This window comes from Pseudonocardia humida (assembly GCF_023898865.1).
In the GTDB taxonomy this organism is placed as follows: Bacteria; Actinomycetota; Actinomycetes; order Mycobacteriales; family Pseudonocardiaceae; genus Pseudonocardia; species Pseudonocardia humida.
The window spans coordinates 1-22,152 of record NZ_JAGSOV010000087.1; the positions used below are offsets into that span (position 1 = coordinate 1).

At 73.6% G+C, this 22,152-nt stretch carries 18 protein-coding genes; 11 read left to right on the forward strand and 7 right to left on the reverse strand.

Annotation, left to right across the window (positions count from 1 at the left end; translation table 11 throughout):
• Nucleotides 1-325 precede the first annotated feature (325 nt).
• The gene (locus KDL28_RS36990; protein WP_252446150.1) at nt 326-1,300 is read right to left on the reverse strand and encodes a 2-dehydropantoate 2-reductase; all 975 of its coding nucleotides are present in this window, start codon (nt 1,298-1,300) and stop codon (nt 326-328) included.
• A gap of 175 nt (nt 1,301-1,475) precedes the next feature.
• Between KDL28_RS36990 and KDL28_RS36995 the strand changes: the two genes are divergently transcribed.
• The 7 genes from KDL28_RS36995 (at nt 1,476) to KDL28_RS37025 (ending at nt 11,341) form a co-directional block, all read left to right on the forward strand.
• Nucleotides 1,476-3,209, forward strand: coding sequence for a thiamine pyrophosphate-binding protein (locus KDL28_RS36995; RefSeq protein ID WP_252446152.1), 1,734 nt, complete (start codon nt 1,476-1,478; stop codon nt 3,207-3,209).
• Between the two features lie 13 nt (nt 3,210-3,222).
• Entirely contained in the window at nt 3,223-4,485 is a 1,263-nt protein-coding gene (frc, locus tag KDL28_RS37000; protein ID WP_252446153.1) for a formyl-CoA transferase, read from the forward strand.
• On the forward strand, nt 4,485-6,653 hold the full coding sequence (locus KDL28_RS37005) for an acetate--CoA ligase family protein (protein WP_252446154.1): 2,169 nt from the start codon (nt 4,485-4,487) through the stop codon (nt 6,651-6,653). The genes frc and KDL28_RS37005 overlap by 1 nt, the downstream gene beginning before the upstream one ends.
• A gap of 101 nt (nt 6,654-6,754) precedes the next feature.
• The gene (locus KDL28_RS37010) at nt 6,755-8,128 is read left to right on the forward strand and encodes an OFA family MFS transporter (protein WP_252446155.1); all 1,374 of its coding nucleotides are present in this window, start codon (nt 6,755-6,757) and stop codon (nt 8,126-8,128) included.
• A gap of 107 nt (nt 8,129-8,235) precedes the next feature.
• On the forward strand, nt 8,236-8,979 hold the full coding sequence (locus KDL28_RS37015; RefSeq protein ID WP_252446156.1) for a sugar phosphate isomerase/epimerase family protein: 744 nt from the start codon (nt 8,236-8,238) through the stop codon (nt 8,977-8,979).
• Nucleotides 8,976-10,061, forward strand: a complete 1,086-nt coding sequence (locus KDL28_RS37020; RefSeq protein WP_252446157.1) for a Gfo/Idh/MocA family protein — start codon at nt 8,976-8,978, stop codon at nt 10,059-10,061. The genes KDL28_RS37015 and KDL28_RS37020 overlap by 4 nt, the downstream gene beginning before the upstream one ends.
• Before the next feature lie 41 nt (nt 10,062-10,102).
• Nucleotides 10,103-11,341 carry a M20/M25/M40 family metallo-hydrolase gene (locus KDL28_RS37025; protein WP_252446158.1) on the forward strand — a complete coding sequence of 413 codons (1,239 nt, stop codon included), beginning with the start codon at nt 10,103-10,105 and terminating at the stop codon, nt 11,339-11,341.
• A gap of 47 nt (nt 11,342-11,388) precedes the next feature.
• Here the strand turns inward: KDL28_RS37025 and KDL28_RS37030 are convergent, their stop codons facing one another.
• On the reverse strand, nt 11,389-12,579 hold the full coding sequence (locus KDL28_RS37030; RefSeq protein ID WP_252446159.1) for an epoxide hydrolase family protein: 1,191 nt from the start codon (nt 12,577-12,579) through the stop codon (nt 11,389-11,391).
• A 63-nt stretch (nt 12,580-12,642) separates the two neighbouring features.
• On the opposite strand from KDL28_RS37030, the gene KDL28_RS37035 reads away from it, so the two are divergent.
• The gene (locus KDL28_RS37035) at nt 12,643-13,599 is read left to right on the forward strand and encodes a helix-turn-helix transcriptional regulator (protein ID WP_252446160.1); all 957 of its coding nucleotides are present in this window, start codon (nt 12,643-12,645) and stop codon (nt 13,597-13,599) included.
• A gap of 72 nt (nt 13,600-13,671) precedes the next feature.
• Complete coding sequence (locus KDL28_RS37040) at nt 13,672-15,531, forward strand: ABC transporter ATP-binding protein (RefSeq protein WP_252446161.1); 1,860 nt, start codon at nt 13,672-13,674, stop codon at nt 15,529-15,531.
• Between the two features lie 87 nt (nt 15,532-15,618).
• On the opposite strand, the gene KDL28_RS37045 is transcribed toward KDL28_RS37040, so the two are convergent.
• From KDL28_RS37045 to KDL28_RS37060, 4 genes are all read right to left on the reverse strand, one after another.
• Nucleotides 15,619-16,524: an LLM class flavin-dependent oxidoreductase gene (locus KDL28_RS37045; protein WP_252446162.1), complete on the reverse strand. Its 906-nt coding sequence runs from the start codon at nt 16,522-16,524 to the stop codon at nt 15,619-15,621.
• A gap of 9 nt (nt 16,525-16,533) precedes the next feature.
• A complete protein-coding gene (locus KDL28_RS37050; protein WP_252446163.1) occupies nt 16,534-17,742 on the reverse strand; it encodes an Rv1490 family membrane protein in 1,209 nt (402 codons plus the stop codon).
• A 75-nt stretch (nt 17,743-17,817) separates the two neighbouring features.
• Nucleotides 17,818-18,303: an NUDIX hydrolase gene (locus KDL28_RS37055; protein ID WP_252446164.1), complete on the reverse strand. Its 486-nt coding sequence runs from the start codon at nt 18,301-18,303 to the stop codon at nt 17,818-17,820.
• 14 nt (nt 18,304-18,317) lie between these two features.
• Nucleotides 18,318-19,484, reverse strand: a complete 1,167-nt coding sequence (locus KDL28_RS37060; protein WP_252446165.1) for an acyl-CoA dehydrogenase family protein — start codon at nt 19,482-19,484, stop codon at nt 18,318-18,320.
• Between the two features lie 69 nt (nt 19,485-19,553).
• On the opposite strand from KDL28_RS37060, the gene KDL28_RS37065 reads away from it, so the two are divergent.
• Together KDL28_RS37065 and KDL28_RS37070 are read left to right on the forward strand one after the other, a co-directional pair.
• Nucleotides 19,554-20,447 (forward strand): SDR family oxidoreductase, encoded by an 894-nt coding sequence (locus KDL28_RS37065; protein WP_252446166.1) that lies wholly within the window; start codon nt 19,554-19,556, stop codon nt 20,445-20,447.
• 53 nt (nt 20,448-20,500) lie between these two features.
• Nucleotides 20,501-21,376, forward strand: coding sequence for an NmrA family NAD(P)-binding protein (locus KDL28_RS37070; RefSeq protein WP_252446167.1), 876 nt, complete (start codon nt 20,501-20,503; stop codon nt 21,374-21,376).
• A 21-nt stretch (nt 21,377-21,397) separates the two neighbouring features.
• On the opposite strand, the gene KDL28_RS37075 is transcribed toward KDL28_RS37070, so the two are convergent.
• Nucleotides 21,398-22,084 carry an SRPBCC family protein gene (locus tag KDL28_RS37075; RefSeq protein WP_252446168.1) on the reverse strand — a complete coding sequence of 229 codons (687 nt, stop codon included), beginning with the start codon at nt 22,082-22,084 and terminating at the stop codon, nt 21,398-21,400.
• Between the last annotated feature and the right edge of the window lie 68 nt (nt 22,085-22,152).

Here is a 22,152-nt window from a genome sequence, read left to right on the forward strand (position 1 = left end):
GGGGTGCAGGTCGGCGCCGGAGGCGCTGCGCCGTGCGCGCCGAGGCGACGGCTGGGGAGCACTTCCGGGGGTGAGGTGGGCGCTTCGCGCCCACCGGGCTCGGCCCGGCTCGCGGCGCTGCGCGCCGCCTCGCCGGGACGCGAGCGCGACTCTCGTTGCACCTGACGGAGCGAACGCGACCCTCGTCCCGCCCGGGCGAGCGAGCGGCGCATTCGCCCAGCCTCATCGGGCGAGCGCGCCACTCGCTTCGCCGGGACGGGTGGGTCGACGAGAGGCGGGTTCGTGCCACTCGCCGAGCGAGAGCGGCTCTCGTTGCACCAGGGGTTCAGGCGGCGGCGATCTCCTGGTTGAGCAGGTCGGCCAGGGCCGACACGACGCGGAGCGTGGGCACCTCGGCGCCGGTCAGGTCGGCGATCTCGACGACCGCGGCGAGCAGCACGTCGAGCTCCATGGGTCGGCCGCGTTCGAGGTCCTGCAACGTGGAGGTCTTGTGCTCGCCGGTGCGCTCGGCGCCGGCCAGCCGCTTCTGCACCGAGATCTCCGGCTTGGCGCCGACGCGGGCGGCGACCTCCAGGGTCTCCTCCATCATGGTGGCCACCAGCGTCCTGGTGCCGGGGTGCCGGCAGATGCCGGCCATGGTGGCCCGGGTCAGCGCGCTGAGCGGGTTGAACGCGATGTTGCCCATCAGTTTGATCCAGATGTCGTCGCGCAGGTCGGGTTCGACGGGGCACTTCAGGCCGCCGGCGACCATGGCGTCGGCGAACTCGGTGCACCGCGGTGAGACGCCGCCCGCGGGCTCGCCGATGGAGAAGCGGGTGCCCTCCAGGTGCTGCACGACGCCGGGCGCGCTGATCTCGGTGGCCGCGTAGACGACGCAGCCGACGGCGCGCTCGAGCGGGAGGGCGGCGGTGACCGCTCCCCCGGGGTCGACGCTCTCCAGCCGGGTGCCCTCGTAGGGGCCGGCGAGGCGGTGGAAGTACCACCACGGGATGCCGTTCTGGGCGGCGATCAGCGTGGTGCGCTCGTGCAGCAGCGGCGTCACGAGTGGCCCCGCCGCGGCGTAGGCGTTGGCCTTGACGCCCAGCAGGACGTGGTCGACGGGCCCGATCTCGGCCGGGTCGTCGGTGGCGTGCGGGTGGGCGGCGAAGTCGCCGCGCGGGCTGAGCACGCGCACCCCGTGCGCGCGCAGTGCGGCCAGGTGCGGCCCGCGGGCCAGCAGGTGCACCTCGACGCCCGCTCGGCAGAGCGCCGCTCCGACGTAGGCACCGATCGCCCCTGCTCCGACCACAGCAACCTTCATCGCATCTCCCCTTCGGCGGTGTCCGAGTCGATCAGTATGCAGTATGCAATAGCCCGACGGCACCGCCGATTGTGGTCTGGACAACACCGGCCTCAAGGAGTACCAAGTCTCCATACGGTATGCAGTATCCACACAGCTCGACCGGCCTTCCCGACGTTGAGGAGCTGACCTCTCCATGACCCAGACAGTCCCTGGTAGCACCGCCCGCAACGGAGCGGCCGGTGCGACAGCGGCCCCGGAGTCGACGACGACCGCGGACGCCACCATCTCCGGCGGGCACCTGGTGGCGAAGGCGCTCAAGGCCGAGGGCGTCGACACGATCTTCACGCTGTGCGGCGGCCACATCATCGACATCTACGACGGCTGCGTGGACGAGGGCATCACCGTCGTCGACGTCCGCCACGAGCAGGTGGCCGCGCACGCCGCCGACGGCTACGCGCGCATCACCGGGCGCCCCGGATGCGCGGTGGTGACCGCGGGGCCGGGCACCACCGACGCCGTCACCGGCGTGGCGAACGCGCTGCGCGCGGAGAGCCCGATGCTGCTGATCGGCGGCCAGGGCGCGCTCACCCAGCACAAGATGGGCTCCCTGCAGGACCTACCGCACGTCGACATGATGGCGCCGATCACCAAGTTCTCGGCCACCGTGCCGGACACGGCCCGCGCCGCCGACATGGTCTCGATGGCCTTCCGGGAGTGCTTCCACGGCGCGCCCGGCCCGTCGTTCCTGGAGATCCCGCGCGACGTGCTCGACGCCAGGGTGCCGATCGAGAAGGCCCGGATCCCGGAGGCCGGGCACTACCGGGCCTCGCGGCGCGCCCTGGGCGACCCGGCCGACGTCGAGCGTCTCGCCGCGCTGGTCTCGCGGGCGCGGAAGCCCTGCATCCTGCTGGGCAGCCAGGTCTGGACCTGCCGGGCCACCGACGCGGCCATCGAGTTCGTGCGCACCCTGGGGGTGCCGGCGTTCATGAACGGCGCCGGGCGGGGCACGCTGCCCCCCGGCGACCCGATGCACTTCCAGCTGGCCCGCAGGCACGCCTTCACCGAGTCCGACCTGATCATCATCGTGGGCACGCCGTTCGACTTCCGGATGGGCTACGGGCGCAGGCTCTCCCCCACCGCGAAGGTGGTGCAGATCGACCTGGACTTCCGCACCGTCGGCAAGAACCGCGACATCGACCTCGGGATCGTCGGCGACGCGGGCACGGTACTGGCCGCGGTCACCGCGGCGGCCGGTCCGCAGCCGGCCCGCACGGCGTGGGTCGAGGAGCTGCGCGCGGTCGAGACGAGGGCATCCGACAAGCGCCTGCCCCGCCAGCACTCGAACGCCTCCCCCATCGACCCCTACCGGCTGGTGCACGAGATCAACGAGTTCCTGACCGAGGACTCGATCTACATCGGCGACGGCGGCGACATCGTCACCTTCTCCGGGCAGGTCGTGCAGCCCAAGTCGCCGGGGCACTGGATGGACCCGGGCCCGCTGGGCACGCTCGGTGTCGGCGTCCCGTTCGTGCTGGCGGCCAAGCTGGCCCGGCCCGACAAGGAGGTCGTCGCCCTGTTCGGCGACGGCGCGTTCAGCCTCACCGGCTGGGACTTCGAGACCCTCGTCCGCTACGACCTGCCCTTCGTCGGGATCGTCGGCAACAACTCGTCGATGAACCAGATCCGCTACGGCCAGATCCAGAAGTACGGCGAGGACCGCGGCCGGGTCGGCAACACCCTCGGCGACGTCCGCTACAGCGAGTTCGCGCGGATGCTCGGCGGCTACGGCGAGGAGGTCCGCGACCCCGCCGACATCGGCCCGGCGCTGCTGCGCGCCCGCGAGTCCGGCAAGCCCTCGTTGATCAACGTCTGGGTCGATCCGGACGTGTACGCGCCCGGAACCATGAACCAGACGATGTACAAGTGATCGGGGACCCCAGATGACCGACACCGTCACGAGCCCTGCCCCCGGCGCGAGCCAGGCCCTGGCCGGCATCCGCGTGCTCGACATGACCCACGTCCAGTCCGGGCCGTCGGCCACCCAGCTGCTGGCCTGGCTGGGCGCCGACGTGGTCAAGCTGGAGGCGCCCTCCGGCGACATCACCCGCAAGCAGCTGCGCGACGTCCCCGACGTCGACTCGCTCTACTTCACGATGCTGAACTGCAACAAGCGCAGCATCACGCTGAACATGAAGACCGAGCGCGGCAAGGAGCTCTTCGTCGAGCTCGTGAAGTCGGCCGACGTGATGGTGGAGAACTTCGGCCCCGGCGCGGTCGACCGCATGGGGTTCACGTGGGACCGCCTGCGCGAGCTCAACCCGCGGCTGGTCTACGCCTCGATCAAGGGCTTCGGCGAGGGCCCGTACACCCACTTCAAGGCCTACGAGGTGGTCGCCCAGGCGATGGGCGGCTCGATGAGCACCACCGGTTTCGAGGACGGCCCGCCGCTGGCCACCGGCGCGCAGATCGGCGACTCCGGCACCGGCGTGCACGTCGTGGCCGGCATCCTGGCCGCGCTGGTGCAGCGCCAGAGCACCGGGCGCGGCCAGCGGGTCACCGTGGCCATGCAGCACGCCGTGCTGAACCTGTGCCGGGTCAAGCTGCGCGACCAGCAGCGCCTGGCCCACGGCCCGCTCGACGAGTACCCGAACAAGGAGTTCGGCGAGGAGGTGCCGCGCTCGGGCAACGCCTCCGGCGGCGGGCAGCCCGGCTGGGCGGTCAAGTGCCGCCCGGGCGGCCCGAACGACTGGGTCTACGTCATCGTCCAACCACCGGGATGGGCGCCGATCAGCGCGCTGATCGGCCGCCCCGAGCTGGCCGACGACCCGGAGTGGGCGACCCCGCAGGCCCGGCTCAGCAAGCTGGACAAGATGTTCCAGCTGATCGAGGAGTGGTCCAGCAACCTCGACAAGTGGGAGGTGCTGGCCCAGCTCAACGCGCACGGCATCCCGTGCGGGCCGATCCTGTCCACCCAGGAGATCATCTCCGACGCCTCGCTGGTCGACAACAACATGATCGTCACCGTCGACCACCCGGAGCGGGGCCCGTTCACCACGGTCGGCTGCCCGATCAAGCTGTCCGAGTCGCCGGTCAAGGTCGAGACCTCGCCGCTGCTGGGCGAGCACAACGACGAGGTGTTCCTGCGCGAGCTCGGCGTCGACGCCGACGAGTACGCGGGCCTGCGCGAGTCGGGGGTGATCTGATGACCGCCACCGCCGACGCCACCACCACCGACACCTCGACGGCCGTCGACCGCGACACCGTCCGCGACATCCTGGACAAGGCCCTGGCCGAGGGCCGGGAGTCGCTCACCGCGCCGGAGGGCAGGCGGGTCTGCACCGCCTACGGCATCCCGACGCCGGGCGAGGGCCTGGCCACCGGCGCGGACGACGCCGTGCGCATCGCCGAGGAGCTCGGCGGCCCGGTGGTGCTCAAGATCGTCTCACCGGACATCCTGCACAAGACCGAGGCGGGCGGGGTGAAGGTCGGCGTCCGCGGTGCCGAGGAGGTGCGCGCGGCGTTCGGCGAGATCCTGGCCAACGCCCGCGCCTACGACGCGGACGCCGCGATCGACGGCGTGCAGGTGCAGCAGATGCTGACCGGCGGTCAGGAGGTGATCGTCGGCGCGGTCACCGACCCGACGTTCGGCAAGGTCGTCGCGTTCGGCCTGGGCGGGGTGCTCGTGGAGGTCCTCAAGGACGTCACGTTCCGGATGGCGCCGGTCGACCCGGCCCAGGCGCGCGCCATGCTCGACGACATCGCCGCCGCCGAGATCCTGCACGGCGTGCGGGGCGGCGACGCGGTGGACGCCGAGGCGCTGGCCGACGTCGTGTCCCGGTTGTCGCTGCTGGTCACCGACTTCCCGCAGATCCGGGAGTTCGACCTCAACCCGGTGTTCGCCCGCCCGGACGGCGCCTGGGCCGCCGACGTGCGGATCCTGCTCGACAACGGCGAGCGGCACGAGCCGGTGCGCTACACCCAGGAGGAGATCCTGGCCACGATGACCCGGCTGATGCGCCCGCGCGCGGTCGCCGTGATCGGGGCGTCCGCCGAGGACGGCAAGATCGGCAACTCGGTGATGAGGAACCTCATCAACGGCGGCTACGCGGGCGAGATCTTCCCGGTCAACCCGAAGGCCGACGAGATACTCGGGAAGAAGGCCTACCGCAGCGTCGGCGACATCCCCGGCGAGGTCGACGTGGCCGTGTTCGCGGTGCCGGCGAGGTTCGTCGTCGACGCGGTGGCCGAGGTGGGCCGCAAGGGCATCCCGGCCGCGGTGCTCATCCCGTCCGGGTTCGCCGAGACCGGCGAGGTCGAGCTGCAGGAGAAGCTGGTCGCCACCGCCCAGGAGCACGGGGTGCGGCTGCTGGGCCCGAACATCTACGGCTACTACTCCACCCACGAGGACCTCTGCGCCACCTTCTGCACTCCCTACGACGTGCGCGGCGGCGTGGCCCTGACCTCGCAGAGCGGCGGGATCGGGATGGCGATCCTGGGCTTCGCGCGCACCACCGGGATGGGCGTCTCGGCGATCGTGGGGTTGGGCAACAAGGCCGACATCGACGAGGACGACCTGCTCACGTTCTTCGAGTCCGACCCCAACACGACGTGCGTCGCGATGCACCTGGAGGACCTCAAGGACGGCCGGTCGTTCGTCGATACCGCGCAGCGGGTCACCCGCAAGAAGCCGGTTGTGGTGCTCAAGGCGGGCCGCACGGCGATGGGTGCGCGCGCCGCCAGCTCGCACACCGGTGCGCTGGCCGGCGACGACAAGGTCTACGACGACATCCTGCGCCAGGCCGGCGTGGTCCGGGCACCCGGGCTCAACGACATGCTCGAGTACGCCCGAGGGCTGCCGGTGCTGCCCACGCCGAAGGGCGAGAACGTCGTCATCATCACCGGGGCCGGCGGGTCCGGCGTGCTGCTGTCGGACGCCTGCGTGCTCAACGGGCTGGACCTGATGGACATCCCGGCGGACCTCGACGAGGCGTTCCGGGCGTTCATCCCGCCGTTCGGGGCGGCCGGGAACCCCATCGACATCACCGGCGGCGAACCCCCGAGCACCTACGAGGCCACGATCCGCCTCGGTCTGGAGGACCCGCGGATCCACGCGCTGATCCTGGGCTACTGGCACACCATCGTCACCCCGCCGATGGTCTTCGCCGAGCTCACCTCCCGGGTGGTCGCGGAGGCCAGGGCCAAGGGCATCGACAAGCCCGTCGTGGCCTCGCTGGCCGGCGACACCGAGGTCGAGCGGGCCAGCGAGCACCTCTACCGCAACGGCATCGTCGCCTACCCCTACACGACCGAGATGCCGGTCGCCGTGCTGGGCGCCAAGTACCGCTGGGCCCGCGCCGCCGGGCTGCTCTGAGCCCCGCCCACCACCACGCGCCCGCCCGGGCGCACTGAGCTGAGCACCGCAGGAAAGAGGCCGCACGCCCGCGCACTTGTCCGTCAAAGGAGACGTCCAGAGTGACCACCACAGCACTGCCGTACCGCGAGGTAGTCGACCCCAACGGCCGGGTGTACCGGTTGGGCGAGACCGATATCGACATCATGGGTCGCAAGCGCAAGTGGATGGTCATCCTGCCGTGGATCGGCATGATGGGCATCTCCTCGGCCGAGTACGCGTTCGCCTCGGCCGAGGAAACCCTGCACATCGCGCACAGCTGGAGCAGCCTGCACATCTTCTGGATGCTCGGGGTGTGGGTGTTCTTCCAGGCCGCGGTGGCGTTCCCGGCCGGGAAGCTGCGGGAGAGCGGGAGGCTGCCGGCGCGCTGGGCGATGATGCTCGGCGCGCTCGGCACCCTCATCGGGTACGTGTCGCTGGCGTTCGCGCCGCACGTCGTCGTCGCCTACATCGGGTTCGGCGCGTTCAGCGGGATGGGCGCCGGGCTGGTCTACGCGACCTGCGTCAACATGGTCGCCAAGTGGTACCCGGAGCGGAAGGGCGGCAAGACCGGGTTCGTCAACGGCGGGTTCGCCTACGGCTCGGTGCCGTTCGTGTTCCTGTTCACCGGCTACATGGACCTGACGAACTTCCGCTGGGTGCTGGTGGCCGTCGGGGTGTTCCTGGCCGGGGTGGTGGCCGTCTCGGGCTACTTCTTCAAGGACCCCCCGAAGAACTGGTGGCCAGCCGACGTCGACCCGCTGCACGTGCCGGACGACCCGCGCACCCGGCGCGCGCTGAAGATGAACCCGCCCGCGGTGCGGCAGTACACGCCGCGGGAGGCCTGGCGGACCGGGCGCGTCGCGCTGATGTGGTTCTGCCTGATGTGCACCTCCGGGGTGAACATCTTCGGCATCGCGTTCCAGGTGGAGATCGGTCAGGAGGCCGGGTTCGCCGGCGGGATCGTGGCCACGGCCATGTCACTCAAGGCCATCGTCAACGGCACCGGGCGCGGCGTGATCGGCTGGCTCTCCGACCGGTACGGCCGCAAGCGCTGCCTGATCTTCGTCTGCATCGTGCTCGGGCTCTCGCAGTACGGGATCCTGTGGTCGGCGAACGAACAGAGCCTGCTGTTCTTCCTCATCTTCTCCAGCATCTCCGGCTTCGGCGGCGGGGCGATCTTCCCGATGTTCGCGGCCATGACCGCGGACTACTTCGGCGAGAACAACAACGCCTCCAACTACGGGCTGGTCTACAGCTCGAAGCTGGTGTCGGGGTTGGCCGGTTCGGGCATGGGCGCCGTCGTCGTCGCCAACTGGGGGCACGGCGGGGCGTTCACGCTGGCCGGGAGCATCTCGCTGTTCGCGGCGTTCGTGGCGCTGTTCCTGACCCAACCGGGTCGGACCAAGACGGGGGAACCGACCGCACCGGTGCCGATGGCACAGGGCAGCGACTGAGTCGGGGCTCCCGGGGTCGTGCGCGGAAGGCGGAAATCCGGCGCCGTCTTCCGCGCACGATCCCGTCCGGCTTGTCATCCGGTGGCGGGCCGGGCGATGCTGATCAGGTGGCCGATGGACCGTCCGTGCAGCTCTACACCGTCCGCGAAGCCCTCACCGACGACCTGCCGGCCACGCTCGACCGGTTGGCGGGCATGGGGTTCACGCGGGTCGAACCGTTCGCGTTGACCACCCACGGCGCCGCGCTGGCCGGCGCGCTGCCCGCGGCCGGGCTCGAGGCGCCCACCGCGCACCAGTCGTTCGTCGGCCGCGACGACGCCGACGCCGTGTTCGCCACGGCCGCCGAGCTGGGCGTGCGCACCGTCATCGACCCGATGGTGCCGCGGGAGCGCTGGACCACCCCGGACGGCGTGCGCTCCGTCGCCGACGACCTCGGTGCCGCGGCCGAGCTGGCGGCGGCGCACGGGGTGGCCGTCGGCTACCACAACCACGCCCAGGAGCTGGAGATCCAGCACGACGGGACGACCGCGCTGGAGCTGCTCGCGGCGGAGCTCGACGAGCGGGTGGCGCTGGAGGTCGACGTCTACTGGGCCGCGGTCGGCGGCCAGGACCCGGTGGCGCTGCTCGGCCGCCTCGGCGGGCGGGTGCTGGCCCTGCACCTCAAGGACGGGCCGGTCACCGCCGAGACCCGCGACCAGGTCGCGGTCGGCCGGGGCACGCTGCCCGTCGAGGACATCGTGAACGCGGCGCCGCGGGCACTGCGGGTGGTCGAGCTGGACGACACCCGCGGCGACCGGTTCACCGCCGTGGCCGACAGCCTCGACTGGCTGCGCTCGGCGGGGCTGGCGTGAGCGACCGCGTCGGCGTCGGCGTCGTGGGCGCCGGGGTGATCAGCACCCAGTACCTGCGCACGCTGACCCGCTCCCCCGACCTGGACGTCCGGTTCGTCGCCGACCTCGACGTCGAGCGCGCCCGGGCCAGGGCCACCGAGTTCGACGTGCCGCGCGGCGGGTCGGTCGAGGAGCTGCTGGCCGACGACGACGTGCGGATCGTGGTCAACCTGACCGTGCCCACGGCGCACGTCGACGTGGCGATGAGCGCGCTGGCGGCCGGCCGGCACGTGTGGAACGAGAAGCCGCTCGCGCTCGACCGCGCGGGCGGGCACGCGCTGCTCGACGCGGCCCGGTCCGCCGGCCTGCGGGTGGCCGCCGCCCCGGACACCGTGCTGGGGCCGGGCTTCCAGCGCGCGCTGCGGCTCGTCCGGTCCGGCGCGATCGGCACGCCGGTGAGCGCACTGGCCCAGCTGCAGAACCCGGGACCGGAGAGCTGGCACCCCGACCCGGCGTTCCTCTACGGCGACGGCGCCGGCCCGCTGTTCGACCTTGGCCCCTACTACCTGACCGCGCTCGTGCACCTGCTGGGCCCGGTGGCCAGGGTGCAGGCCGTCGCCACCCGGGCGCGCGAGGAGCGGGTGATCGGCTCCGGCCCGCGGGCCGGGCAGCGCTTCCCGGTCACGGTCGCGACGCAGGTCAGCGCGCTCTACACGTTCACCGGCGGGACGACGGCGCAGGCGCTGTTCAGCTTCGACTCGCCCCTGCGCCGCCGCCACCTGGAGATCAGCGGCACCGGGGCGAGCGTCGTGGTGGGCGACCCGAACGTGTTCGACGCGATCCCCGAGGTCCACCACGCCGACGGCTCGGTGCTCCGCACGCCCCCGATCCGCACCCGGGTCGGGCGCGGCGTCGGGGTCGTCGAGCTGGCCCGCGCCATCCGCGCCGGGGAGCCCGAGCGCGCGTCGGGCGAGCTGGCCCACCACGTCCTCGACGTCATGATCACCACCATCGAGGCCGCCGCGGCCGGCGGGTCCGTCGACGTGGCGAGCACGGCGACGGCCCCTCCCCCGCTGCCCGACGGCTGGGACCCGTTCACCTGACGGTCGAGGACGAGGCGGCCGTCACCGCGAGGAGGGCAGGAATGGACACGGCGGACGACGAGCTGCGGGAGCGGGTCTTCGCGCGCCTGGACGGGTGGGACCTGGCGGGGGCCGTCGCGCGGCTGGTCGCGACGCCCAGCCAGAACCCGCCCGGCGGCGAGGACGCCATGGCCGCCGCGGTGGCCGACATGGCCGGCCTGTGGGGTCTCGCGGCGCGCGTCGAGCCCGTCGCCGACGGGCGCAGCAACGTCCGGGTGACCGCAGGCGACCGGCCGGCGGTGGACGGCCCCGAACCGTGCGACGTCCTCCTGGTCGGCCACCTCGACACGGTTCCCGCCGACCCCACCGGATGGACCGTGGAGCCCTTCGCCGGGCGGGTGGTCGACGGGAACGTGTGGGGACGCGGCAGCGTCGACATGAAGGGCGGGCTGGCATCGATGCTGGCCGCACTGGCCGCGCTGCACGAGGTGGCACCCGACCGCGCTGCCCGCGTGCAGCTGTACGGCGTGGCCGGCGAGGAGGTCGACTGCGTCGGATCTCGGACCGTGGCCGCGTCCGGGCGGCTGCCCGCCGCGGGCTGCCTGGTGGTCGGCGAACCGACCGGCCTGCGGGTGGTCGCCGCGCACAAGGGTGCGCTGCGCCTCGAGGTGGTCGTGCACGGACGGGCGGCCCACGGCGCCCGGCCCGAGCTGGGGGCCAACGCCGTTACCGCCATGGCCGCCGTCGTGACGGCGTGCGCGGCGGTCGAGCCGCCTGCGCTCGCCCCGCACCCGCTGCTCGGTCCGGCGACGGTGAGCGTCAACCAGATCAGCGGCGGCACCGCGGCCAACGTCGTGCCCGACCGGTGCCGGGCGACCCTGGACATCCGCACGCTGCCCGGCCACGACCACGACGAGATCCGGCGGCTGGTCGAGCGGGCGGTCGCGCGCGGGCTCGCCGGGCTCGACGGCGTGACGGGCGCGGTCGCCGTGCTGAACGAAGCCGCGCCCGTCGCCACCGACCTCGACGACCCGCTGGTCGCCGCGGCCCTCGCCGCCGCCTCGGTCGCGGACGGCGGGGGCACCGGCGAGCCGACCGCGGGCGGCGCGGCGTTCTTCAGCGACGCGTCGGTGCTGCAACCCGCGCTGGCCGGGGTGCCGACGATCCTCTTCGGGCCCGGCGCGACCGAGCGGATGCACCAGGTCGACGAGCACGTGGCCGTCGCCGACCTGCACACCGCGGCCCGCTGCTACGCGGCGCTGATGATCGACCGCGTCCAGCGCCCACCGGGCGGGCCCTAGGACGGACGAGCAGGTCGGACCGTCGGTCCCGACCCGGGGTGCACGGGTCAGCGGACGGTCGCGAAGAACTCCCGTACGTCGTGGACCAGCAGGTCGGGCACCTCCAGCGCGGCGAAGTGCCCGCCCCGGTCGTACTCGGTCCAGCGGGTGACCGAGCCGTCGTCGAAGCGGGCGCGGATGGAGTTGTCCCCGGCGAAGACCGCGATGCCGGTCGGGACCGACGGCCCCGACCACGACCCCTCCGGGGCGGCACCGGCCGCGTCCGGCGCGGCCCAGGCCAGCGGGCCGTGCATCGACTCGTAGACGAAGTGGGCCGAGCCCGCCCCGGCACCGGACAGCCAGGTGGCGGTGACGTTGGTCAGCAGCAGGTCGCGGTCGACCGCCTCGTCGGGCGTCGACTTCGCGGGGTCGGTCCAGGCGCGGAACTTCTCGGCGATCCAGGCCAGCTGCCCGACCGGGGAGTCGTTCAGCGCGACACCGATCGTGGAGGGCTGGTTGGCCTGCAGCGCCAGGTAGCCCGAGCCGGTGCGCTCGAACTCCGCGTCGCGCTCCGCGCGGACCCGCTCGGCGTCGGTCAGCTCGACCCCCTCGGGCAGCGGGGCGAAGCTGGACGGGCCGTTCATGTGGATGCCCACGACCTGCCCGCCGACCTTCGGCGCGGCCGCGGCGAGCATGCCGGCCACTCCCCCGCCGATGTCGCCGCCCTGGGTGCCGTAGCGGTCGTAGCCGAGCCTGCGCATCAGCTCGGCGTAGGCGTCCACCGTCCGCGGCAACCCCCAGCCGGTCTCGCGCACCGGAGGGGAGAACGCGAACCCGGGCAGTGACGGCACGACCAGGTGGAACGCCGTGGACGGGTCGGCGCCGTGCGCCCGAGGGTCGGTCAGCGGGCCGATGACCTCCAGGAACTCCACCACGGAGCTGGGCCAGCCGTGGCTGACCAGCAGCGGCAGCGCGTCCGGCTCCGGGGAGCGCACGTGCAGGAAGTGGATCGACTGGCCGTCGACCTCGGTGGTGAACTGGTCGAACGCGTTGATCCGGCGCTCCTGGGCCCGCCAGTCGAACCCGTCGCTCCAGTACCGCGCCAGCTCGCGCAGGTAGCCGACCGGGATGCCGCGCTCCCAGCCGACGCCGGGCAGCTCGCGCGGCCAGCGGGTGCGGGCGAGGCGGTCGGCCAGGTCGTCCAGCTCGGCCTGCGGGGTGTCGAGGGTGAAGGGCGTGATGTCGGTGTCTGTACCCATGTCGAGGACGGTAGGGAGGAATGCGGCAGGATCCTTGCCGCATCTCGGAGGAGAATCGGCGTCGTGCAGAACCCGTCCGCGAGGTTGCTCCGCCTGCTGTCGCTGCTGCAGTCGCGCCGCGACTGGCCCGGCCCGGAACTGGTCGCGCGGCTCGGGGTGAGCCCGCGGACCCTGCGCAACGACATCGGGCGGCTGCGGGAGCTCGGCTACCCCGTCGACGCGACGCCCGGCCCGGCGGGCGGCTACCGCCTCGGCGTCGGCGCCGCCCTCCCACCGCTGCTGCTCGACGACGACGAGGCGGTGGCCGTGGCCGTCGGGCTGCGCTCGGCGGCCGGGGGCACGGTCGGCGGCATCGAGGAGACCTCGGTCCGGGCGCTGACCAAGCTGGAGCACGTGCTGCCGGCCCGGCTGCGGAACCGGATCGCGGCGCTGGCCGCTGCCGTCGTCCCGGTGCCCGGGCGCGGGCCGACGGTGGGCGCCGACGTGCTGGTGGCCGTGTCCACCGCGGTCCGCGACCACCAGCGCCTGCGCTTCGACTACGTCGACCACCACGGTCGCGCCGCCCGTCGCGACACCGAGCCGCACCGGCTCGTGCACACCGGCCGGCGCTGGTACCTGGTGGCCTGGGACGTGGGCCGCGCCGGCTGGCGGACCTTCCGGCTCGACCGGGTGCGGCCCGTCGTGCCGACCGGTCCGCGGTTCGCGCCCCGGGAGCCACCGGCCCAGGACCTCGCCGGCTACGTCACCGAGGGCGTCGGGACCGCGATGTGGCAGCACCAGGCCGTGGTGCGGCTGCACGCGCCGGTCGAGGAGATGGCCGCGGTCGTCACGCCGATGATGGGCTCGGTGGAGCCGGACGGGCCCGATCGCTGCCTGTTCCGCACCGGGGCCGACACGCTCCCCGTGCTCGCCCGCTACCTCGCGCTGCTCGGCACCGACTTCGACGTCGTCGAACCCGCCGAGCTGCGCGGGCACGTGCGCGCGCTCGGCGAGCGCTTCCTGCGCGCCGCCGGGGGCTGAACCAGGGGAAACTCGGTGGACCGGCGCGGGGGTGGCACCGACGATGTGTGGTCCCCCAACCCGAGGAGTGTCATGACCACCGCGGTCACCGACACCGCGGCGGCGACCCCGCCCGCGTCGGAGAAGACCACACCGATCACACCACCGACGTCCCCGCCACGGCGCCGGGCGCCCGCGGTGCGCCTCGCGCTGCGCTCCTACTTCCGCGAGATGCTCCGCTACCGGCTGCTCGGCGCCACCGCGATCCTGGCGCCCGCGCTGGGCGCCATCTGCCTGAACTACGTCCCGCCGCTGATCGTGGCCGCCCTGGTCGGGCGCCTCACCACCGGCGAGGTGCTGACGCGGGAGCTGGCCGTCCCCTACGTCGTCGGGTTCGTGAGCGTGATGCTGGCCGGCCAGGCCCTGTGGCGGCTGGGCATCCACTGCCTCAACCGGGTCGATGCGCGCGGCATCGAACGGCTCTACGTCGACGGGATGGACGCGCTGCTGGCCAAGGACGCCTCGTTCTTCCACGAGAACTTCGCCGGCTCGCTGACCAAGCGGGTGCTCAGCTTCGCGTCCCGGTTCGAGGACTTCGTCGACATCATCTCGTTCCAGATCCTGGGCCAGCTGCTGCCGCTCGCCTTCGCCGGCGTCGTGCTGTGGCAGTACGACCCGTGGCTGGTCCCGGTCCTGTTCGGCATGGTCGTGCTGACCGCGGTGGTGGTGACGCCGCTGATCCGGCGCAGGCAGGCGCTGGTCGACGAGCGCGAGGAGGCCTGGGCCAAGCTGTCCGGGCACGTGGCCGACGTGCTGTCCAACATGGACGCCGTGCGCGCGTACGCCGCCGAGCTGCGCGAGGCCGCCGAGCACCGGCGCCGCGTCGCGGAGAGCAGGCGGCTCACGCTGATCTCCTGGGACTACCACAACCTGCGCATCGACACCCTGGTCACGCCGCTGTCCGTGCTGGCCAGCGGCATCGGCCTGGTGCTCGCGCTGGTCGTCGCGGCCCGCCCCGGCGGCCCGGGCGTCGCCGCGGTGCTCGTCGTGGTGGCGTACTTCGCGCAGGCCACCCACGTGCTGTTCGAGTTCAACCAGATCTACCGCGGGCTCGAGCGGTCGGTCACCGAGGCCGCCCAGTTCACCGAGCTGCTGCTGGACGACCCGACGGTGCTCGACCCGGAGTCGCCGGAGCCGGTCGTCGCCGAGGGCGTCGACGTGCGGCTCGACGGCGTCCGGTTCACCCACGGCGGGCAGGGCGAACCGCTGTTCGACGGGCTCGACCTGAGCATCGCCCACGGCGAGCGGGTGGGGCTGGTCGGGCGCTCCGGCGGCGGCAAGACGACGATCATCCGGCTGCTGCTGCGGCTGATGGACGTCGACAGCGGCCGGATACTGGTCGGCGGTCAGGACATCAGCCGGATGTCGCAGGCCGACCTGCGCGGGCTGATCGCCTACGTCCCGCAGGACCCGGTGATGTTCCACCGCACGCTGCGGGAGAACATCGCCTTCGGCCGGCCCGACGCCACCGAGGACCAGATCCGCGCGGCCGCCGGCGCCGCGCACGTGCTGGAGTTCGTCGACGCCCTGCCGCAGGGCTTCGAGACGCTGGTCGGCGAGCGCGGGGTCAAGCTGTCCGGCGGGCAGCGCCAGCGGGTGGCCATCGCCAGGGCGATCCTGCGCGACGCGCCGATCCTGCTGCTCGACGAGGCCACCAGCGCGCTGGACTCGCAGAGCGAGGCGCACATCCAGCAGGCGCTGTGGACGCTGATGGAGGGGCGCACCGCGATCGCGGTGGCGCACCGGCTCAGCACGGTCGCCGGGATGGACCGGCTGGTCGTGCTGGACAGGGGCCGGGTCGCCGAGCAGGGCACGCACGCCGAGCTGCTGGCGGCCGGCGGCGGCTACGCCGACCTGTGGCGCCGCCAGTCCGGCGGCTTCCTCACCGAGTGACGGCGCTCGACATGAACACCATGGGGCTTTCCCGCCGTGATCCGCCCCATGGTGTTCATGTCGGCGCTCCGGGGCCTGGCCCGCGGCTCAGGTCCGGAAGTGCGGCACGACCTCGGCCATCAGCTGGTCGAGGGCGTCGCGGGCGCGCTCGGGCGGGCCGAGGGTGAAGTCCGGGATGATCAGCTCGTCCAGCCCGGCCTCGGCCCACTGCCCCACGGTGTCGACGAGCTGGGCGCCCGTGCCGCCGATGGCCGCGCGGCCCGCGCCCCCGGCGAGCACCTTCTCCGCCTTCGCCGCGCCGTCCGCGCCGGGGAAGACCAGGGCCTGGGTGGAGGTGTGCAGGGTGGCCGGGTCGCGGCCGGCCTCGTCCAGGGCCCGGTCGTAGCCCCTGCGCTTCTCCCGCCACTGCGCCGGCGTGCTCCAGGTGTTCCACTCCTGGGCGTAGGTGGCCACGATCCGGGCCATCACCTTCTGCCCGCTCGCCCCGATCAGCAGTGGCATCGGGCCCACCGGCTTGGGCTGGAGCGGTGCGTCGACGACGCCGTAACGGCCGGGCACGGTCGTGCGGTCGTCGTCGCGCAGGCCGGTGAGGATGCGGCAGGCCTGCTCGAACCACTCCAACCGCTCGCGCACGCCGCCCAGCGCGATGCCGTAGGCCTCGTGCTCGTTGACCTGCCACCCGGCGCCCATGCCGAGCACCATCCGCCCGCCGGAGATGTGGTCGATGGTGGTCGCCGCCTTCATCAGCACCGCCGGGTGCCGGTAGGTGTTGCCGGCCACCAGCGGGCCCAGCCGCACCCGGGGCACGACCGCGGCCAGCCCGGCGAGCAGGGCGAACGCCTCGTGCATGGGGTCGTCGTTCCGGCCGTCGCCGTTGCGCATGAAGTGGTCGGCCACCCACAGGCCGTCCCACCCGGTCGCCTCGGCGTGCCGACCGAGGTCGAGCACCTCGTCCCACGGCTTGGCTGCGGAGAGCCAGACGCTGAAGATCACGGGCCGAGCCTACGGCCGTTCGGTCAGGATGATGTGGGTCTGAGCGGCCGGGTCGAGCAGGATGGCGGCGCCGACGGGCACCACCTGCGCCGCCACCGACACCGCCAGCACGGCCACCACCACGACCGGCCGGGCCGAGCCGACCGGCGGTCCCGGGACCGGCTGCCGCGGCCCGGGCCGCAGCAGCGGGACGGCGGCCACCAGCGTGACGAACGCCAGCGCCCACCAGCGGCGGTAGTCGATGCCGGCGATGCCCAGGCCGATGGCGGCCAGCACGCACCAGGCGACCAACGAGCGGAACAGCCGCGGCTCGCGGCGACCGGTCAGCCGCCACACGAGTGCGGCGGCGCTGAGGCAACAGAGGCCGAACACCAGGTTGAGCAGCGGCATCACGTGCGGCGCCATCTCGGCCAGGTGGTCCAGCGCGTCGCGCAGGTTCTGCGACAGCGAGGCGATGGCGTTGACCGGGCTCGACCGCATGATGTCCGGGCGCTCCGCGTTCGCCTCGTCGACCATCGCCAACAGCGCCGCTGTCGGCGGGTTGGCGGTCAGCCCCCAGACGGCGAGCACCACACCGGGCAGCACCGTCGCCGCGGCCGCCCCGGCCCGGGCCGCCGGGCCTGCCGCCGCCATCAACCGCCAGGCCGCGAGCGCGGCGACGGGGGCGAGGAACGCGGCCAGCACCTCCTCGGCGGCCGCCGCGACCAGCAGCGCGAGGCCAGAGGCGAGCAGCGCGGGCCCCGGCGCCCAGCGCAGCGCCCCGACGACAGCCACCGCCATCGCGGCGAACCCGACCGCGTCGTAGCGCCCGATGTCCTGCAGCACGAGCGCGAACGTGAACGGCGAGCAGACCAGCAGCGCGGTCACCGTCGGCCGCACCGGACGGGGGGCGGACCGCGCGATCACGAGCACCAGCGCGAGCAGCGCCGCCACCCCCAGCGCCATCAGCGCGAACGCCGCCGCCGTGACCTGCCCGGCCGTCGGCGGCCCGCCGACCAGCGCGGCCAGCACGTGGCCGGGCAACCCGCGCCGGACGAACCCGTGCTCGTAGGTCACCCAGAACTGGCTGGCCTGGTAGGTCTCGACCAGATGGGGCCGCCGGAACGCCCGCACCCCCTGCACGACCGCGATCAGGGCCGTCGCCACGAACGCGCCCGCGACGGCCCAGCGCGGGGCCGCGGCCCGGACGGGTACGCCCTCCGGACGGGGGCGTGGCATCAGGGGCACCGTCCCAGGGTGGCCGAGGATCCGCGGTTCGCACGGGCGAGTGACGCGTCGCCCCCGGAAAGGCGGTCAGTGGTGCCAGGGCAGCTCGACCGGTTCGGCGGGGACGCGACCGGCGATCAGCTCGCTCAACAGGCCGGGCAGGCCGAAGGGGTAGACGGCCTCGGTGGTCGCGGCGAGCTCGTCGACGGTCCACCAGCGGTGGCCGTCGACCACGCCGCGCTCGAGGTCCTCCATGCCGGCCGTGTCGACCTCGTGCGAGGCGACGCGGTGGGCGAAGAAGTCGTCGCGGAAGACGCCCTCGGCCCAGTCGAGCTTCACGTAGCCGCCGCTGAAGGCGACCGGTGCGCCGAGGTCGGTGGCCGTGACGGCCAACCCGACCTCCTCGCGCAGCTCGCGGGCGGCCGCCTCGGGCAGCGGCTCGCCGTCGTGGACGCCGCCGCCGGGCGTCATCCAGAAGGAGAGGTCGCGGTCGTGCGCGTGCAGCAGCAGGACGCGGTCGGCCGCGTCGATCAGCAGGACCCGGGCGGAGCGACGGCGGTAGGGACCTTCCACTCGGCGCAGGCTAGTCAGTAGCTGCGGGGCAGCCCGAGCACGTGCTCGGCGGTGTAGTTCAGCACCATCTCCTGGCTGATCGGCGCGATCCGCAGCAGCCGGGCCTCCCGGAAGTAGCGCTCCACGTGGAACTCCCGGCCGTAGCCGAACCCGCCGTGCACCTGCAGGGCGGTGTCGGCGGCGAAGAAGCCGGCCTCGGCGCAGAGGTACTTGGCCGCGTTGGCCTCGCGCCCGCACGGCAGCCCCCGGTCGACCAGCCAGGCCGCCCGGTCGGCCACCTGCTCGGCGGCGTCGAGGCGGATGCGGGCCTCGGCGAGCGGGAAGGCGATGCCCTGGTTCTTCCCGATCGGCCGGCCGAAGACCTCGCGCTGCTTCGCGTACTCGACGCCGCGGCGCAGCGCCGCCTCGCCGATGCCCAGCGCGCAGTTGCCGATGATCACCCGCTCGGCGTTGAGCCCGCCCAGGATCGTGCGGAAGCCGCGCCCCTCCTCGCCCACGAGGTCGGAGTCGGGGACGAACAGGTCGTCGATGAACAGCTCGTTGGTGTCCACGGCGTTGCGCCCCATCTTCGGGATGGGGCGCACGTCCACGGCGTCGCGGTCGATCGGGGCGAACAGCAGCGTCATGCCGGCCGTGCGCGGGCCGCCCGGGTCGCGCGGGCTGGTCCGGCACAGCAGCAGCATCCGCTGCGACTCCTGGGCCTTGGTGATCCAGACCTTCTTGCCGGTGACCCGGTAGCCGCCGGGCACCTTGCGGGCGAACGTGGAGATGGCGGTGGTGTCGGTACCGGCGTCGGGCTCGGTCACCGCGAACGAGACGTGCAGCTCACCGCGGGCCGCCGGGGGCAGGAACCGCCGCTTGAGCTCCGCCGAGCCGTGCTCGATGATCGGCTGGAAGCCGAAGACCCCCAGGTGCACGGCGCTGCAGCCGTTCATCCCGGCCCCGGACGCGGCGATCTCGCGCTCGACGAGCGCGGCCTCGGTGACGCCCAGCCCGCCGCCGCCGTACTCCTCGGGGATGGTCAGCCCGAGCCAGCCGCCGTCGCGCACGGCGTCGTAGAACTCCCAGGGGAACTCGCGGTCGTCGTCGTGGCGCATCCAGTACTCGTCGGGGAAGCGCCGGCACAGGTCGCGGACGGCGGCCCGGATGTCGGTGTGCGTCGGGTCCTCGGTTCGGTCCACCCCGGAGTCCTAACCCCTCATGGGGCGGAAGGCGAGTTGCGGCCGTCCGGCGGGCGCCGGGATGCTTGAATGCGAAAGTACTTGTCGTTCCCCCGAGAGGCCACCATGTCGATCGTCGTCACCGCCGCCTCCGGCCACCTCGGCCGGCTGGTGCTCGCCGAGCTGCTGGACCGGGGCGTGCCCGCCGACCAGCTCGTCGCGGCCGGGCGCAGCCCGGACAAGCTCGCCGACCTCGCCGGGCGCGGGGTGGCCGTCGTCGCCATCGACTACACCGACCCGGGCACCCTCGCGAAGGCGTTCTCCGCGGGCGACACGGTGCTGCTGATCTCCAGCGGCGACCTGGCCGACCGGGTGGGGCAGCACCGCAACGCCGTCGAGGCCGCGGCTGCGGCCGGCGTCGGGCGCCTGGTCTACACCAGCGTCCTGGGCGCCGACGACACGCCGCTGCCGATCGCCCCCGACCACGTCCGGACCGAGGCGATCGTGCGGGAGAGCGGGCTGCCGTTCACGTTCCTGCGCAACGGCTGGTACACCGAGAACTACGGGCGCAGCCTCGACCAGGTCCGCGGGTCGGGCGTGCTGCTGACCAGCGTCGGCGACGGCCGCGTCGCCAGCGCCACCCGGGCCGACTTCGCCGCCGCCACCGCCGCCGTGCTGACCGGTGGGGGCCACGAGGGCAAGGCCTACGAGCTCTCCGGCGACGAGGCCTGGACCTTCGACGACCTGGCCGCCGCCTTCTCGACGCTGCTCGGGCGAGAGGTAGCGCACCGCTCGGTCTCCCCCGAGGAGCACCGGCGGATCCTCGTCGGCAACGGCGTCGACCCGCAGCTGGTCGGGTTCCTCGTCGCGATGGACGGCGCCATCCGCGAGGGCGCGCTGGCCGTCCGGACCGGCGACCTGTCCCGACTGGCCGGCCGCCCGACGACCCCGCTGCTGGAGGGCCTGCGCCCGCTCGCCGGCTGAGCCCGGGGGCGGTTCGCCCCGATCTGTCGGTCCCCGCGCCTACGGTGCCGGGCATGAGCATCGCCGTCACCGCACCGACCGGCCAGGTCGGCAGCCGCGTCGTGCGCCTGCTGGTCCAGGCGGGCGTGCGCCCCACCCTGCTGCTGCGCGACCCCGACAAGCTCGACCCCGAGACCCGCGCCCTCGTCGACGTGCGCGTGGGCGACCAGCGCGACACCGACTACGTCCTGGAGGCCACGAAGGGCGCGCACGCGCTGTTCTGGCTCGACACCACCCCCCACGTCGACGACGACCCGATCGGCGCGTCGGCCCGGCTCGGCGAGGTCGCCGCCTCGGCAGTGCGCGCCAACGGCATCGACCACGTGGTGTTCCTGAGCAGCGTCGGCGCCGAGCGGCGCCACGGCGCCGGGCACATCGACGGGCTGGCCCGCATCGAGGAGAGCCTCGACGCCACCGGCGCCGCGGTCGCCCACCTGCGCTGCGGCTACTTCTTCAGCAACCTGCTGATGAGCGTCGACGCCCTGCGCGAGGGCGTGCTGCCCACGACCATGCCCCTGGACGCCCCCCTGCCCTGGGTCGACCCGCGCGACGTCGGCGAGGTGGTGGCCGCACGGCTGCTGGCCGCCGGGTGGAGCGGCCGCGAGGTGCAGGCCGTGCACGGCCCGGAGGACCTCACCCACTCCCGCGTCGCCGAGGTCCTCACCGAGGCCACCGGGCGGGAGATCGCGGCGCTGCACCTCTCCGACGACGACGTCCGCGGTCAGCTGCGGGGCGCGGGGCTGCCCGAGGCCGCGGTCGAGGGGATCGTCGGGATGACCGCGGGCACCCGCGACGGCTTCGTCCCCGAGCAGCCCCGGGAGCTGCGCACCACCACGCCGACGACGCTGGGCCAGTGGGCCTGGGCGCATTTGCGCCCGCTGCTGGGGTAGTCGCGGGCGCGACCCGCCCGATCAGCTCGCCGGGACGGTGTCGGTCACGCCGGCCCACCAGCGCAGGAGGTCCCGCTCGGTGGCGGCAGCGGCGTCGTCGGAGCGGCCGTAGGTGGTGAGGACGACCCGTCCCTCGCCGCCGGGGACGTCGGTCATGATCGTGAGCAGGCCGTCGCCCCAGCCGTGCACCCGCAGGCCGAGCTGGTGGGGCGTGCGGAACCACACCGTGCCGGCGAGCTCCTCGGGGCCGAAGAGGCGCGCGCTCCAGGCGCTGCCGGGGCCGGCGTCGGTCACCAGCCCCGCCCGGGGCGAGCCGCTGCGCATCACGGTGTGGCGGGTGCCGGCCGCGGCCGCCGGGTCGAGGTCGAGCACCAGGCGCAGCTGCTGCAGGAAGGTCACCCAGCCCTCCTCGATCGGCCGCCAGGACGGGTCCCACGCCGAACCGTCCGCCGGGGACACACGGCTGACGTGCAGCGTCGAGCCGGCCGGGTGCCCGTCCACCGTGAAGCGGTGCCCGCCGGCGATCACCAACTCGCGCCCGGGCCGCTCGACGACCACCGCGTCGACGAACACTTCGCGCAGCTCGGCGTCGAAGCCGTCGTGGTGCCAGCCGAACCAGCGCCCGAGCAGCTCCGGTTCGCGCAGGTGGGCCCACACCGTCTCGGGCGGGGCGGGCAGCACGAGGTGCATCTCGAAGTCGTCGGTCATGGGGCGAGGGTCTCACCGACAAGAAAATTTGTCAATAGATCCTTCCCGCGAGCCGAGCGAGCGGGCCA